Source organism: Sodalis sp. RH19 (assembly GCF_047324215.1).
Taxonomy (GTDB): domain Bacteria; phylum Pseudomonadota; class Gammaproteobacteria; order Enterobacterales; family Enterobacteriaceae; genus Acerihabitans.
In genome coordinates, this window is record NZ_CP178734.1 from 2,546,416 (window position 1) to 2,562,422 (window position 16,007).

General features: G+C 59.2%; 13 protein-coding genes. 4 read left to right on the plus strand and 9 right to left on the minus strand.

The window, feature by feature from the left end:
• The first annotated feature begins 10 nt into the window (after positions 1 to 10).
• Complete coding sequence (locus ACL2XF_RS11470) at positions 11 to 502, plus strand: DUF1456 family protein (protein WP_410015647.1); 492 nt, start codon at positions 11 to 13, stop codon at positions 500 to 502.
• Positions 503 to 562: 60 nt separating this feature from the next.
• On the opposite strand, the gene ACL2XF_RS11475 is transcribed toward ACL2XF_RS11470, so the two are convergent.
• Complete coding sequence (locus tag ACL2XF_RS11475) at positions 563 to 2,359, minus strand: thiamine pyrophosphate-requiring protein (RefSeq protein WP_413728806.1); 1,797 nt, start codon at positions 2,357 to 2,359, stop codon at positions 563 to 565.
• Positions 2,360 to 2,442: 83 nt separating this feature from the next.
• Positions 2,443 to 2,916 carry a ribose 5-phosphate isomerase B gene (rpiB, locus tag ACL2XF_RS11480; protein WP_410015648.1) on the minus strand — a complete coding sequence of 158 codons (474 nt, stop codon included), beginning with the start codon at positions 2,914 to 2,916 and terminating at the stop codon, positions 2,443 to 2,445.
• A gap of 337 nt (positions 2,917 to 3,253) precedes the next feature.
• Between rpiB and ACL2XF_RS11485 the strand changes: the two genes are divergently transcribed.
• Positions 3,254 to 4,354 (plus strand): NAD(P)/FAD-dependent oxidoreductase, encoded by a 1,101-nt coding sequence (locus ACL2XF_RS11485; RefSeq protein WP_413728633.1) that lies wholly within the window; start codon positions 3,254 to 3,256, stop codon positions 4,352 to 4,354.
• 310 nt (positions 4,355 to 4,664) lie between these two features.
• Entirely contained in the window at positions 4,665 to 5,681 is a 1,017-nt protein-coding gene (yiaK, locus tag ACL2XF_RS11490; protein WP_413722491.1) for a 3-dehydro-L-gulonate 2-dehydrogenase, read from the plus strand.
• A gap of 117 nt (positions 5,682 to 5,798) precedes the next feature.
• Here yiaK and ACL2XF_RS11495 read toward each other — a convergent pair whose 3' ends face one another.
• The 5 genes from ACL2XF_RS11495 to ACL2XF_RS11515 form a co-directional block, all read right to left on the minus strand.
• Positions 5,799 to 6,335 (minus strand): macro domain-containing protein, encoded by a 537-nt coding sequence (locus ACL2XF_RS11495; protein ID WP_410015651.1) that lies wholly within the window; start codon positions 6,333 to 6,335, stop codon positions 5,799 to 5,801.
• Between the two features lie 150 nt (positions 6,336 to 6,485).
• Positions 6,486 to 7,352, minus strand: a complete 867-nt coding sequence (locus ACL2XF_RS11500) for a carbohydrate kinase family protein (RefSeq protein WP_410015652.1) — start codon at positions 7,350 to 7,352, stop codon at positions 6,486 to 6,488.
• Positions 7,353 to 9,036: 1,684 nt separating this feature from the next.
• Positions 9,037 to 10,026, minus strand: a complete 990-nt coding sequence (gene hcr / locus ACL2XF_RS11505; protein WP_413728634.1) for an NADH oxidoreductase — start codon at positions 10,024 to 10,026, stop codon at positions 9,037 to 9,039.
• Between the two features lie 23 nt (positions 10,027 to 10,049).
• Entirely contained in the window at positions 10,050 to 11,702 is a 1,653-nt protein-coding gene (gene hcp, locus ACL2XF_RS11510) for a hydroxylamine reductase (protein ID WP_413728635.1), read from the minus strand.
• A 195-nt stretch (positions 11,703 to 11,897) separates the two neighbouring features.
• Positions 11,898 to 12,329 (minus strand): Rrf2 family transcriptional regulator, encoded by a 432-nt coding sequence (locus tag ACL2XF_RS11515; protein WP_410015655.1) that lies wholly within the window; start codon positions 12,327 to 12,329, stop codon positions 11,898 to 11,900.
• A 161-nt stretch (positions 12,330 to 12,490) separates the two neighbouring features.
• On the opposite strand from ACL2XF_RS11515, the gene ACL2XF_RS11520 reads away from it, so the two are divergent.
• Entirely contained in the window at positions 12,491 to 13,057 is a 567-nt protein-coding gene (locus ACL2XF_RS11520) for a flavin reductase family protein (RefSeq protein WP_413728636.1), read from the plus strand.
• Between the two features lie 79 nt (positions 13,058 to 13,136).
• Here the strand turns inward: ACL2XF_RS11520 and ACL2XF_RS11525 are convergent, their stop codons facing one another.
• Both ACL2XF_RS11525 and ACL2XF_RS11530 read right to left on the minus strand, forming a co-directional pair.
• Positions 13,137 to 14,507 carry a hypothetical protein gene (locus ACL2XF_RS11525; RefSeq protein ID WP_413722486.1) on the minus strand — a complete coding sequence of 457 codons (1,371 nt, stop codon included), beginning with the start codon at positions 14,505 to 14,507 and terminating at the stop codon, positions 13,137 to 13,139.
• Between the two features lie 32 nt (positions 14,508 to 14,539).
• Entirely contained in the window at positions 14,540 to 15,895 is a 1,356-nt protein-coding gene (locus ACL2XF_RS11530; protein ID WP_413722485.1) for a gluconate:H+ symporter, read from the minus strand.
• Positions 15,896 to 16,007 lie beyond the last annotated feature (112 nt).

The following is a 16,007-nucleotide window of genomic DNA, read 5'->3' on the forward strand; positions in this document are numbered from 1 at the left end:
AAATCCGGTAATGATGAACAACGATGTGCTGCGCAGCGTGCGCTATATGCTGAACCTGCATAATGACCACTTATTGGCCATTCTGGCCCTGGCGGACACAGTGATTACGCCGCAGGAAATCGCGGCGTTTGTGAAAAAAGAAGACGAACCGGGCTACCTGCCCTGTCCGGATGTGGTGATGGGGTATTTTCTCCATGGCCTGATTATCCATAAACGCGGCAAGGACGACAGCCGGCCGGCGCCGAAAATTGAACGTAAAATCAATAATAATATTATCCTGAAAAAGCTGCGCGTCGCCTTTGCGCTGAAGACCGACGATATCCGGGATATCCTGCAGTCACAGGATTTCAAGGTTTCCCAACCGGAGCTGACCGCCATGCTGCGCGCGCCGGATCATAAAAATTTCCGTTTGTGCGGCGACCAGTTCCTGCGCTATTTCCTAAAAGGACTGGCCGCCCGGCTGCGTAAAAGCGGAGCGGCCGCGCCGGGCGCCGGCACCTAGCGGCAACGCTGCCTGCCGGACCCTTGACGGCGGCGTTGCCGCAGCGCCGCGCCACCGGCGCTAGGCTTTTTTACCCGGCAGGATGCCGTCGAAGATTTGATGCGCCGTATCGGCAATCACCTGCCCCGCGCCGCGATCGCCCTTTGCCAGCGAGGACATAAAGGCCTTGGCCTGCTGCCAGGTGATATGCGGCGGCAGCGGCGCCACCTCGGGGTCGGTTTTCACTTCCAGCACCACCGGCCGGTCGGCGGCCAGTGCCGCCGCCCAGGCCGGCGCCAGGGCGTCGGGATCGTCGACATACAGGCCTTTCAGTCCCAGCGACTCGGCGAACTGCGCATAACCGACGTTGGGCACCGACTGCGTGGCCGGATAGCGTGGATTGCCCTCCATCACCCGTTGTTCCCAGGTCACCTGGTTTAAATCCTCATTATTGAAGACGCAAATCACCAGCCGGGGATCCTGCCAGCCCTGCCAATATTTCTGGATGGTAATCAGCTCGGCCATATTGTTCATCTGCATCGCGCCATCCCCGATCAGGGCCACCACCGGTCGCGCCGGATGGGCGAATTTCGCCGCGATGGCATAAGGCACCGCGGCGCCCATGCAGGCCAGGCCCCCGGACAGCGAGGAGCGCTGTCCCTGCTTGACCCGATAATCGCGGGCATACCAGTTGGCGCAGGAGCCCGAGTCGGAGGTGACGATGGCGTTATCGGGTAATAAAGGCGACATTTCCCACACCACGCGCTGGGGATTGACGGGGTTAGCCTTGGCCATGGCGCGTTCTTCCAGGGTCTGCCACCATTGTTTGATATTACGGGCAATATCTTCCTGCCAGCCGCGATCCGCTTTGTGCGTCAATAGCGGCAGCAGGGCGTGCAACGTTTCCACCGCATCGCCGTGCAGGTTTACCTCCACGGGATAACGCAGCCCAAGCATGGACGGGTCGATATCAATTTGCACCGCGCGCGCCTGGCCGTCACCGGGCAGGAACTCCGCCCAGGGGAAACCGGTGCCTATCATCAGCAGCGTATCGCACTGCTGCATCATATCCCATGACGGTTTGGTGCCAAGCAGCCCAATCGCGCCGGTGACAAAGGGCGCATCGTCCGGCAGCACGTCCTTGCCGAGCAGGGCTTTCGCCACCCCGGCGCCCAGGAGATTAGCGACCTGTACCACCTCCACGGCGGCGGCGCGCGCGCCGGCGCCAATCAGGATCGCCACTTTTTTGCCCGCGTTCAGCACGTCGGCCGCGCGCTGTAAATCAGCCGGATAAGGCACGACGCGCGGGCGCTGGTAGCCGGGGCCGGAACGGGTAAAACCGTGCGCCTGCCGCGGCTCCTGCCAGGGTTCGTCCTGCACGTCTTTCGGTAAAATCAGCACCGTAACACCGTTCTGGGCCACGGCGATGCGCACGCCGCGATCGACCAGGTGGCGCAGCTGCGCGGGAGTCGCGGCTTCCTGCACAAAATTGCCCACATCGGCAAAAACACGATCGAGGTTCAGCTCCTGCTGATAATTTGCACCCCGGGCGGTGGCTTCCGCCTGGCCGGAAATGGCCAGCACCGGCATATGATCCATTTTGGCGTCGTACAGCCCGGTAAGCAGATGGGTGGCGCCGGGGCCGCCGGTGGACAGGCAGACGCCAAGCTCTCCGGTAAACTTGGCATGGGCGCAGGCCATAAAGGCGGCCATCTCCTCATGGCGCACCTGGATAAATTCGATGCCCCGGCCGTTTTTCCCGGCGCGCTGCAATGCGCCGAGCACACCGTTGATACCGTCGCCAGGGTAGCCATAAATACGCGTCACGCCCCATGCCTGCAGGCGTTCGACAAAAAAATCGCTGGTTAACTGGGTCATCATAATCCTCGCGTTCAGAATGTGCCGCTGAACTGTTAAGGATAGACGACCCTGCCGTGAGTGATTAAGCGCCGCTGTTTTTCCTAACCGTCGTGGCGGTCATTTTTATCCAGCGATGCGCCCCGCTCCAGGCTCTTAATCAAATCAATCCGCCGTTGATGGCGCCCGCCCTCAAATTCCGCCGCCAGCCATTGCCCGACGATCATCTTCGCCAGCTCGCTGCCAACGACACGCGAGCCGAAAGCCAGGATATTGGTATTGTTATGTTCACGCGACAGTTTGGCGGAATACGGTTCGCTGCATGCCACCGCGCGGATGCCGTCGATTTTATTCGCCGCGATGGAAATGCCGATGCCCGTGCCGCAGATCAGGATGCCCAGGTCCGCCTCGTTTGACAGCACGGCGCCGGCGACCCGTTCGGCATATAAGGGGTAATCGGTGCGATCGGAGGAATGCGTTCCTTTATCAATCACTTCAATCGATGCCGATTGCAGGAATTCAATGATATCCGGCTTGAGAATCAGCCCGACGTGATCACAGCCAATCGCTATTTTCATTTTTCGCCTCTGGGTTAAAACGATGTTCGCAGCCGCGCTGCGCTGGAGGAAGACACAGCCGGAAAACTTTACAAAAATTTTAATTTATGTGATATTTTTATTTTGTGAGAACAGTCAAATAAGTAAGATAATTATTATATTCATATAAATCAGCCATTTTAAAAACCTCCCTTGGCGATACCGTTATCATTCTTTTCAAAATAAACTATTCCGTGAATTTAACCCGTCATTTTGCCCAGCGTTGCCTCCGGGATAAGTTTAGGTTATTACCGGCGCGCAGTTTTTTACGGCTATGGTTAAGGGGAATGCATAGTGGCTCATCCGGAGGGAGGTAAGAATGAAAATAGCCGTTATCGGTGGCGGAGTGATCGGGATGTCATGCGCGCTGCACCTGGCGCGCGCCGGGATGCAGGTCAGCTTATTGACGGAAAAAAAGCTGGCTTCCGGCGCTTCGGGCCGTTCACTTTCCTGGTTAAACGCCGCGGGCCCCTGGCCTGACCATTATTACCGGCTCAGGATGGCGGGCATCGATCGCTACCGCACCCTGTACCGCAGCAATCCCGCTGTGGACTGGCTAAAATTCGATGGCGGGATATTCTGGTCTGATGAAGATGAAGTGCTGGCATGGCATGCGATTGAGCAACGGCGCGGCTATGATTCCGTGCTTATTCAGGCTGATGATCTTAACCGGCTCGATGCCGCCATCGTCCCCGGCGCGGTCAAAACCCATGGTATTTATAATGCCGGGGAAGGCTGGGTCAGCCTGCCCGATCTGATTGCCCATATGGCGGCGGAATTTACCGAGCGTGGTGGCGCCATTATCGAGGATGCGGGCAAAACCGTGCCGCTGATCGATGCGCGGGGGGTGGCAAACGGCGTCACCTCAGCGCGCAAAGGCGACTATGCGTGCGACAAAGTCTTGCTGGCCTGCGGCCCCGCCACCGTCCAGGTGTTGGCCGGTATGGGCATCCCTTTGCCGGATGGGTCGGTGTTATCGATGCTTGCCATTACCCAGCCTGCGGACAGTCGCCCTGCCGTGGTGCTGAATACCCCCAGGGTGGCCATGCGCCCCAATCCCGGCAATACGCTGGCGGTGGAACACGGCTGGTGTACCGATGAGATCAAAAAAGATGAGCACGGGGTTTGCACCGTGCCGGACGCCGTCCTGCAACAGCTGTTAGCCGAGGGTGATCACGTACTGAATACCGGTTCACCGCTTAAGCTTGCCGGTTATAAAGCCGGCTGGAAACCCGTTCCCGCCGATGGTTTCCCGGTACTCGGCGAGCTTGAGCAAGCCCCGGGGTGCTATGTCGCCTTTACCCATTCAGGCGCCACGCTGGCATTGATTATCGGCGAACTGCTCGGCCGGGAAATCGCCACCGGTGAATTGCACCCCATGCTGGCGCCGTTCCGGCCCGGCAGATTCCAGTCCCCGTAGCCCTTGCTGGCCCTCACGCTGAGCTGAAATGATAAAGCAGGCCGCCATGTTTGTCGCCTATCGACAGCGCCGGCGCTTGCTGCCTGATGGGCCGTCCTGTTGTTTTCGCTACAGACGTTATGAGAAATAAGGCTATCAATCCCCGGTAGGGTCACGTCTGCAATCCATGCAATAGACGATTAATTTTGTGATGCCATGCTGATTTTTACTTTCACATACTTGTATGGTAGTACCGGCGCACGTAATTTGAGCTTTACGGGCAGCCCTCAGGCATGCCTTGGAAACCGATTCGTTGTTAACAGGAGATGCTATGCCACTGGTGACATTTGACGAAATGAAACACACCGTTAAACAGGCGTTCCTGAATGCCGGTTTAAATGAAGTACAGGCGGATACCTGCGCTCAGGTTCATACGCAAGCCAGCTGTGACGGTATTTTTTCGCATGGCCTTAACCGCGTCGCGCGTTTTATCGATTATGTCAACAAGGGGTGGGTTGATATCCACGCCGCGCCTGAAAAAGTCAAATCCCTCGGCAGTATCGAAATTTACGACGGACAGCGCGGTATCGGCATCACCAACGCCCTGTTTGCGGTTGAGCGAGCGATGGCGCTGGCCGCCGAGCATGGCGCCGGCATTGTGGGCCTACGCAACACGACGCACTGGATGCGCGGCGGCACCTATGGCTGGAAAGCCGCTGAGAATGGGTATGCGGCAATGTGCTGGACCAATACCGAATCCTGCATGCCCGCGTGGGGGGCGAAAAAACCACGTCTCGGCAACAATCCCTTCGTCATGGCGGTGCCGATGAAAGAAGGCGCCCTGGTCCTTGATATGGCGATGTCGCAGTATTCCTATGGCAAGCTGCAGGTGACACGCCTGAAAGGGGAAAAACTGCCTTTTCCGGGGGGATTTGATAAAGACGGCAATCTCACCGATGAACCGGGGCCGGTGGAAGAGTCAATGCGTATTCTGCCCACCGGTTACTGGAAAGGCTCCGGTATGGCGGTGCTGCTGGACACAATGGCGGCTTTCCTGACGGCGGGCGCGCCAACCAATGAGATCGATAACATTCAGCAAGGGAGTTGCACCGGCGCGAGCCAGGTCTTTATGGTATTCGATCCCACCCATTTCGGCGGCAGGGAATTCAGCGAAAATATGGCTGCAAGCGTCGCCCAGTACGTCAAGACGTCGGAACCGGCGGAAAATCAGCGTGAGGTGTTCTTTCCAGGGGAAACGTCGATGAAAAACCGGGCGTATTTCACCGCCAACGGCATCCCCGCGGATGACAGCGTATGGGCTGAGGTGCAGCAACTGGCGCAACGGTAACCGTCATGATGACGGGTCATATTACGCCTTAAAAAATCCGGCGTTGCGCTACCGTCCGCGGTCGACGAGAGGCTGGACATGAGCAGCGCCAAGGACAACCAGCCGCTTATAAAATGATTAATTATCAGTATATTTATTTTTTAGTAAATCACTGTAGAGGGTGAAATTTTCCGGGTCAAAACACACGAGATGAATAGCTTCGATCACCGGATAAGTATCTAACCAGGCGGCGATAGCCTCTAACGAAATCTCAGCGGCTAACCGCTTGGGGAAGTGATAGACGCCGGTGCTGATATTGGGGAATGAAACGGTTTTGATCGGGTATTGTTCGATAAGTGCAAAACAGCTCAGGTAGGTATGTTTCAATAATTCCGCTTCCTGGTGTTTACCATCGCTCCAGTGTGGGCCAACCGCGTGGATCACATACGTTGCCGGCAGATTACCCGCGCCGGTAATCACGGCGCAGCCGGTCTTACAACCGCCCTGCCGGTTTCTGATGTCGCGGCATTCGTCCAGGATCGCGGGCCCGCCGGCGCGGTGTATGGCGCCATCCACGCCGCCACCGCCGAGCAGGGAAGAATTGGCGGCGTTAACAATGGCGTCCGCGGGGATTGTGGTGATATCGCCTTGCAACAGGTGAATTTTATTTATCATGGTTTGGAATCCTTACAATAGCGCCGGCGGCTTATTTCGCCCAAGCCAATAGCCTGCACGTCCTTAACTACGCTGCTATTTTAACTCATTCCGACGGGATCCCGGCTTTTCATGCGCATAACCGCCATAACACTGCGGCAGGCGCGCGCCCTACCCGCCGGAATGGGCGGGCATCGTCGGCATGGCGCCCGGTCTGGTGCAGACATATGCCGCCACTGTGTTGGCCGCCTGGTTAATGTCCGCCAGCGGCGCGCCGCGCAGCGCCATGACGGCGGCAACGGCGGTAAAGGCATCGCCGGCGCCGACCGTGTCCACCGGCGTGACTTTCAGGCCGGGATGACGGTGGCTGTCATCGCCGCGCAGCAGCAGGCTGCCCTTATCGCCGCGGGTATATATCAGCATCTCGAGCTGTTCATGGCGCCGCAAATGCTGATAGAACCCCTCGGGGTCGCGCGGCAGGCCGAACAGGGCGGCAATGACCGGCAGTTCCTCGTCATTAAGCTTTAGCAGGTGGGCGTGACGCAGGCAAAAACCGAGGGTGGGCGGCTGGTAATGGCCGGCGCGCAGGTTGATGTCCACCAGGATTTTCGCCTGTGGCGACAGCAGCCCCAGCAACTGGCGCAGCAGCCGCTGGTTGGGGCCGTAGCGCTGCACCAGGCTGCCGAAATACAATACATCCGCGGTGCGCAGATGGTTGAAAAGCGTGACGTCCGATTGGATATCGTCCCAGGCCACCGGGCCGATAATGTCGTAGTGCGGCACGCCGCGCCTGTCCAGCGTCACCTCCACCGTGCCGGTGGGATAACGGGCGCTGCGCTGTATATGGCCGGGAACGCCGCGCGCCGCCAGTTCGCTCACCAGCGCATCGCCCGCCTTGTCCCGCCCCACGGCGGAAATCAGCCGGGCGTCGGCGCCTGCCTGCGTGGCGTGATAGACAAAGTTTCCCGCGGCGCCGCCGATTTCGCGGCCGCCGGGAAAACAATCCCACAGCAATTCTCCCAGGGCGATTATTTTCATGTTCTGTTCCGTTGCGGTTGTCAATCCATAGCGGATTTTCACCTAAGCATAGCCGCTGAAGCCGGTCGGTTAGGCGATGTGCCTCGCAAACTGATAACTTTCCGCAACATGATGGCAACAAAACCGTTTACGATCGCCGGCGCACCCCTGCCCATCCGGGCCGGTAATTTTAACCATCATGGCGCGATGCCATGCCGTAAAGGGGAATGGTGGTTCCGGGGGCGGGCGACATTGCCGCGACGGGGGTGTCGTTTGCGGTGCTTTGGCTTGGGGTAGGGTTTATGTCGCCTTGGGGAAGGTTTCGCTTGCCGTGCGTGAGGGTGCCATGTGTTAGGGTGCGCCAGGGCATATGTCGCCTCGGTGAAGGTTTCGCTTGCCGTGCGTTCGGTGGTGATATGCGGCGCCGGGTGCCGGCAAGCGACAATGAGGCCGTACCGCGACGGCCTCCTTGACCTCCACGCGCCCGGCAGGTCGCGCGTCGCTGCGCGATGCCTTCCGCCGCCAATGCCCCCGTAATGCACCGGCCCGGTTAGCGCTCCCGGCGCAACCGGGCCTTTCGCCGCTCCCGGCGGCTCATGCCGAGGTCACAGGCGCCGTCAGCGCGCTTTATGCCGGGACATAGGTCGCGGTCAGCGATGTGATGTATAGGGCATCGGCGCCGCTGTGGGCTAAGTGGAGGACGAAAGTGACGAAGGTATAGTAGACAAAGAAGCGGCTAATCTTCGCGGGATGCAAAAGGCACAGCGACAGGCAAGTCATACATACCATTTTACATGCCGTCAGCATTCATATAGTAATGTAATGCAGACGGCATTCGCACAGCCAGCAGTCATTAAGTCATTAAGTCATTAAGTCATTAAGTCATTGAGTCATTGAGTCATTGAGTCATTGAGTCATTGAGTCAGGAAGTCAGGAAGTCAGGAAGTCAGGAAGTCAGGAAGTCGGTATTTCATGCTGCCGGCAATTATAGTCATACCACCCTGTAGACAGGCGTCAGGCATAAACGTGCGGCAGTGAGCTATAGCTAGCAGGCTGCGAGACTTATACCAAATTGGCCAAATTTATAGCGCTGTTTTTCCCGGTGAGTGCATACCGCTAAGTACCTTACACCGCTGTTTTGCTCACAGGCGATGGTGTTGACGTGGTGCCGGCATAGAGTGCGCCGGCGGCGCCCATCGCGGCTGGATGAGCCGCCGGGAGCGGCGAAAGCTAAGGGCCGCGCCGGGAGCGCGTCCCGTGCGGTCCAAAAGCCGGGATGGGTGATAGCGGGAACCGCGCAGCGGCGCACGATCTGCCGGACGCGCGGAGGTCAAGGAGGCCGTCGCGGTACGGCCTCATTGTCGCTTGCCGGCGCCCGGCAATACCTATGAACACCTCACGCATGGCAAGCGAAACCTTCCCCGAGGCGGCATAAACCCTATCCCAAGCCAAAGCCAAAGCACGGCAAGCGAAATCTTCCCCGAGGCAACATAAGCCTCCCCGCAAGCCGCGAGCGAAACCATCCCCACGACAATATAAGCCCCACGCAAGCCGCCGGCGTCCCCACCAAGGCTGCCGCTTTACATGTAAATGCGGGAGTCAATGCCTGGCCGTTTGTTCCATGGCATGCTGCCCGCGCCGCAGCCCTAAAACAAAAAAAATGGGGCCATGACCGGGCAAAACCGTGGTGCGGCAAGACGGTTACTCAGGCAATAACGATATCACCCTGCGGATAACAGCTGCACGCCAGGACATAGCCGGCGGCGATCTCCTGCTCACTGAGCGTCATGGTGCTGGTGGTACGGTAGTCACCCTGCGCGATATGGGTTTTGCAGCAGCCGCACACCCCGGCGCGGCAGGCGGCGTTTACCCTAATGCCGTTGGACTCCAGCGCCGCCAGCAGCGATACGCCCACCGGCGCGTCCACCGTTTGCAGGGGGCGGGGATGGGTGATCTTCAGCCGGGCTCCACCGCCCGCGCCGGCGTCGGCAGGCGACGTATGAAAACGCTCCTGCAGGAAGCGGCCTGCGCCCAGCGCCAGCGCGTCCGCCTCCTGCTGCGCCATCCAGGGCGCGGGGCCGCAGGCCATTACCGTGCGTGCGGCGATATCCGGCGCCAGTTCGCGCAGCGCGTCGCGCGCCAGCCGGCCGGGCAGGATATCTCCGGCGGCGCCCTGCTCGGCGAACACCGTCAGCCGCAGCCATTTCCCTAACGCCGTCCAGGTGGACGCGGCGATGATATCCCGCGGCGAACGGACGCAGTAGATAACCCGCACATCCGCTTGCGGGCGATTGGCCGCCAGCCAGCGGCACATGGATAGGATTGGGGTGACGCCACAGCCCGCCGCCAGGAACAGGTAGCGGTTATCGACATGCCGCAGGCAGCTGAAATCGCCCTGCGCCGCCGACAGCCACAGGTTATCGCCGGGCTTGACGTCCTGCGTCAGCCAGCCTGAACCCGCGCCGTCCGCCAGCCGGCGCACGGTCAGGGTGATAAACCGGCTGGCGCCGGGCGCGGAGGACAGCGTATAGGCGCGCACGTCCTCGCTATCGTTGATGGCGACCAGGGCGTACTGCCCCGGCTGGTAGGGATAAAAATCATGGTTTATCAGCGCCAGCGTCCAGACATCGGGCGTTTCCTGGATGATATGATGTACCTGCATGCGGTACGGGCACAGCGATGACGGCGTCGTCATGAAAGCCTCTCCTTATGTCCGGTTCAGGCGGCCAGGATAGTGTGCAGATCCTGGGTCGCGGTAGTAATCGAGCGCATGCCGAACTGCTCGTTAAGCACCGCCATCAGGTTTTCCGTCAGGAAACCGGGCGCCGTCGGTCCGGTATAGATATTCTTGACGCCCAGCGAAAGCAGGGTCAGCAGGATAACGATCGCCTTTTGCTCGAACCAGGACAGCACCAGGCTCAGCGGCAGATCGTTCACTCCACAGCCCAGTTTTTCCGCCAGTTTTACCGCCAGCATAATGGCGGCGTAGGCGTCGTTGCACTGGCCGACGTCCAGCAGACGCGGCAGGCCCTCAAGGGTGCCGAAATCCAGTTTATTGAAGCGATACTTGCCGCAGGCCAGCGTCATGATCAGGCAGTCATCGGGAACGTCGCGCGCAAAATCGGTATAGTAGCTGCGCTCATCGCGGCTACCGTCGCATCCGCCGACCAGGAACACATGACGCAGTTTTTTGCGCGCCACCAGGTCGATAACGGTATCGGCCGCATCCAGCAGCGTCTGGCGGCCAAAGCCGACGGTAATCAGGTGTTCGATTTCATCATAGGGAAAGCCGGCCATCTGTTGGGCCTGGGCGATCACCGGGGCGAAATCCTCGCCGTCCAGATGTTTAACGCCCGGCCAGCCGACAATGCTACGCGTCCAGATGCGGTCGTTATAGTGGCCGACGGTCGGATCGATAATACAATTGGACGTCATCACCACCGGCCCCGGGAAACGGGCGAATTCCGTTTGCTGGTTTTGCCACCCGCTGCCGTAATTGCCGGCCAGGTGGGCGAACTTTTTCAGTTCCGGGTAGCCGTGGGCGGGCAGCATTTCCCCGTGGGTGTAAATATTGATGCCCTGCCCCGCGGTTTGCTCCAGCAGCAGGCGCAAATCCTTCAGATCATGGCCTGAAATCAGGATGGCTTTACCCGCCACAGGCCGCACGTTAACGCGGGTGGGTACGGGGTTGCCGTAGGCCTGCGTCTCGCCGCGATCGAGAATGGCCATTACGGCAAAGTTCATTTTGCCGATCTGCATCGACTGCGCCAGCAGCGCGCCCATATCGGCCGGCCGGGTACCCAGCCACGCCATGATGTCATGATACTGGCGGTAAATATCCTCATCGTACTGGCCCAGCACATGGGCATGTTCCATATAGGCCGCCGCGCCTTTCAGCCCGTAGAGGCACAGCAAACGCAGGCCGTGAATATCCTCGCCTACCGCGTCCTTATCCGTATTCAGGGCGAAACGCTGCGCCTGCGCCTGCAAATCGGCAAGCGTCAGCGAGGGGCATTGCAGTTCCGCCAGCGGATGCCCGGGGTTAACCGTCGGTTCAACCCGCAGGCAGCGGGCTTTCAGCTCATCACGCAGCGCCAGGGTTTGCTGGATATAGGCCACGATGCGCGGCGAGTCGAAATTGACATTGGTCAGCGTGGAAAAAAAGGCGCGCGGCGCAAAACTGTCTATGCGATGGTCGATAATCCCCAGCCCGCGCGCGGCGACCGCCCAGGCGGACAGGCCCTGCAGCGCGGCCACCAGCAGATCCTGCAGATCCGAGGTTTCCGCCGTTTTGCCGCACATACCCTGGCTATAGGAGCAGCCGTTGCCGGCCGGGGTACGGATGGTTTGTTCACATTGCACACAAAACATGATCGCTTCCTTATATTATTCATTTTAAATGCATGTTTAAGGTTAAACGCGGAGGGACGGGAATGACAGGGCTTTTGCCGCTATCCACCACTTGTTTGATATAACGCAATATTTGGCGGCGCGGGAAAAAGACGATACGGCGCAGGGATGAAGCAACCGCTTGTTTTAACGGTAAATAAGATTATGGCAGCGTGTTTAGCCTTCGATATCGATCAGGGTGAACAGTTCTTCGATTTGCCCCCGCCGGCTTAATAAGTCCGCCAGGGTATAGCCGTCCAGCACGGCGTAAAAGGCATTGGTGGCCCGGGCCAGCACCCCCGGCAGGCCGCAAGCCGGCGCGACAACGCAGTTGGCGCAGTCGATAAGGGCGTCGCCTTTCTCCGTGTGGCGGATCAGCGCGCCGATATTGATATCCTGCGGCGCGCGGCCCAGCCGGATGCCGCCGTTGCGCCCGCGCAGGGTGTCGATATAACCCAGCCGGGCCAGATCCTGCACCACTTTCATCAGGTTATTATGCGAAATCGCGTATTGGCGCGAAATTTCGGCAATGGACGACAATTGGCCCTGATGGGCGCCAAGATAAATAATCACCCTGACGGCATAATCGGTATAACGCGTGAGTTTCATAACGGTACCTGCGATGTAATGGATAAAAGGGTATCACATCGGCACGCCGGATCGCCTCCTTTTATGCCCTGTCCCGTGAGCGGCGGTACAGTATCTCTTCCTCCCGCCCATCAGCTGTTACCCTTAGAGTAGGCGCAAACAAAACTGCTACAGGAGCTGACATGACCGCATTTCCCCGTAAAAGCGATTTCCCGGTCAGCCGGGCGCGATATTATCTGGAACCAGGGCCCATTGTCCTGATTACCTCCGCCTGGCAGGGCAAAACCAATATCATGACCCTGGGCTGGCACGTGGTGCTGGAATTCTCCCCCTCGCTGGTCGGCTGTATGATTTCCGGCGGCAATCATAGCTTTGACCTGATCCGCCAAAGCGGCGAGTGCGTGATCAACCTGCCCACCACCGCCCTGACCGATACCGTCGTGGGCATCGGCAATACCAGCGGGGCGGATATGGATAAATTCAGCCATTTCGGCCTGACGGCGGCGCCCGCGCGCCGGGTGAAGGCGCCGCTTATCCGCGAATGCCACGCGCATTTTGAATGCCGCCTGCATGACGGCGCCATGGTGGACCGGTATCATTTTTTTATTTTCGAGATAGTCAAAGCGCACGCCGCGGCGACGCCAAAGCACCCGGAAACCTTGCACTATACCGGCGACGGCGTGTTTATGGTGGCCGGCAAGGTTATCAGCCGGCGCGGGCTGTTCCGTCCGGATATGTTATACCCCTGACGGCCGCCGGGGCGGGTGTACGCCATAACCAAAAAAGCCCGGTTTCCCGGGCGTGCGTTCTTGTCAGCCGGCCGTGGAATCACAGGCCGGTCTGCTGCCAGGCCTGGTATAGCAGCGAATCATCCGCCGGCAGCGCGGACAGCGGGATAAGCTCCCCCTGGGCCACATCCGCCGTCAGGGTTTTATTGGCCAGCAGGTAGAACGGCGCGACGCCTTTGGCATCCGCCCTGGCCAGCAGGCGGGCGCTGACATGCTCAATGGAGTGATGGTGGCCGCCCATGCTCAGGGTTTCGCCTTTTTTCAGCGGACGCTCGGCGAAGCCCGCCATTACCGCATGGACCTGCTGGTTAACGCCGCCGGACGCCCGGCGGTGCAGAACGGCCGAAAACAGGCTGTGCGGCGACTCCAGCCCCATAATATGGTACGGCAGGTAAATACAGGCGTACTTCAGATTCTTGCTGACCACATGACCTTTATCCGCCAGCATGCGCCAGGTCTCCGGGTCCTGGCAGCGCACGATGATAAACACCCCGCCGCCAAAGCTGACCTCGTCATCACGCCGCAGACAGTTGAATACATCCACCACGCCGGTCCGGGTCAAAATACCGCCGTCTTCCTCGGGGATAAAGATATCGGCCAGCTCGCCGATATGGCAAAGGGGATAATTCAGCGCCGGCGTAGCGGGCACGAACCCGATGGAATTGGCCACCACGTTCATTTCGCAATAGTCGGGGGTGGCGCTTTGCGGCAGCATCGCCAAGGCCTCGGCCCGCCGGCGCAGCGTGCCTTTGATATCCTGTTCATCCAGCTGCCACAGATCGGCCAGCGCGGCGGCGTCCACCTGGGTGCTGGTATAATCCAGCCTGCCGGTGGCCGGATGGTAGATATAGTCATATTCGCTGGACTTGCCGGCGGCGATAATCTCAAGCCCCAGCACCCTGGCCCAGGTGACCAGGCCAATCAGGTTGCTGGGCTGATCGCCGTCCACCGTGGTATAGACCGCGTGGTGTTTAAGCGCCAGTTGATTAAGCCAGGGGCCGGCGACCGAATCGGTTTCCTTGCTGACCATACCCACGTGGACGCCGCGTTTTAACGCGCTGACGGCGATGCTGACGCTGATATCCGGTTTACCGGTGGATTCGACCACCATGTCCAGATCCAGGGCGTCCAGCAGCGCGAAGTCGCTGATAATGGCGGTTTCCCCGGCGGCCTGGGCCGCCGCGGCTTCAGCCGGCGTGCCGCACAGCCGGTTTTTATCATGGCGGTAGCGCAGATCGCCGAGCAGATCCCGCGTGCCCTGGGTATTGATATCGCACAGCGCCACGATATCGATGGCCGGAATATTGCGGCACTGGACCAGCAGCGAGCGGCCGAAACCGCCGCAGGCGCCGGTAATGGCCAGCCGGATACGGCGCCCTTTCAGTTCGTCAAATAACAGTTCGTAGTTCATTACGCTTACCTCGGATTAAATGTAGGGCGGCGTTAGCCGACAATCAGGTTAAGCAGCAGGACAAACGCCAGTCCCAGCGCCGATTGGAAGGAAACCAGCAACGTCCAGCTTTTTAGCGTCTCGCCCACGGTGAGATGAAAATATTCTTTGAACAGCCAGAAACCGGAGTCGTTAACGTGCGACAGCATCAGGCCGCCGGTGCTGGTGGCCAAGACCAGCAGTTCCAGGTTGACGCCGCTGTTGGCGGCCAGCGGCGCGATAATCCCGGCGGTGGTGACCACCGCAACCGTCGCGGAGCCGATGGCGATGCGGATGAGCGCCGCCACCAGCCAGGCCAGGATCAGCGGCGAAATATTCCAGTGTACCGCCCAATCGGCGATCAGGGTGCTGACATGGGTGGCCAGCAGCATCTCTTTCAGGCCGCCGCCGGCGCCCAGGATAAGGATAATCACCGCGCAGGGGCCGAGGCACTTGCCGAGCATCTTCTGCAACTGCGCCATGGTGAAACCGCTGCGTATCCCCAGGGCGTAGAGGGCGAACAGCACCGCGATCAACAGCGAAACAATCGGGTCGCCGATGGCGTTAACCGCTTCATACAGCGGATTCTCCTTGCTGATAAAGCCGATGCACAGCGAGCGCGTCATCATTAACAGCGGCGGCAGCAGAATGGTCAGCATCGCCAGCCAGAACGACGGGCTGCGGGTGGTTTTGCCGGCCTGCTGTTCTTCCTGCGCGTCCCCGGCGCCGAAGCTCTGGCGCCCCAGCTCCGGAAAGTATTTCATGGCGAAATGGGTGAATACCGGGCCGGACAAGGCCGCCATGGGCACCGCGATAATCAGGCCGAAAAACATCGCCATGCCCGCATCGGCATGATAAGTGGTCATGGCCAGCGTCGGCGCCGGGTGCGGCAACAACAGACCGTGCGCCACGTACAAACCGGCGGCCATGGGAATGCCGATGCGCAGCAGCTGGCTATGGGTGCGGCGGGCAATGGCGTACACCAGCGGCACCAGCATCACGAAACTGACGTCGAACAGATGAGGCAGGCCGATGATTAACGCCGCGACGCAGATAGTGGCCGGTATGGCGCGCACCGGCCCCAGGCGGATAAAGGTATTGGCGATTTTGTCCGCCCCGCCCGATTCCAGCAATAATCCGCCCAGCATGGTGCCGAGCCCGACCACCAGCCCGGTGGATCCCAATACGCCGCCGAAGCCTTTTTCGAAGCTTTTGATCGTGGCCGTCGGGCTAAGGCCCGCCGCCAGTCCTAAAAATCCGGCGGTGATTATCAGGGCTAAAAAAGGATGAAATTTAAAATAGGTAATAAGGACAATTAACAAGGCAATGGCGCTGATTAAAGCAAAAAATTGCGAAATATCGAATTGCATATCCCCTCCGGACAGATAGAGTACAGATCATTATTATTTTTTAATCGCCCAAGAATGATTGGCGCGGTATGTTATAAATTATTGGCTTAACGAGGTATTAGTTTTCCCATAG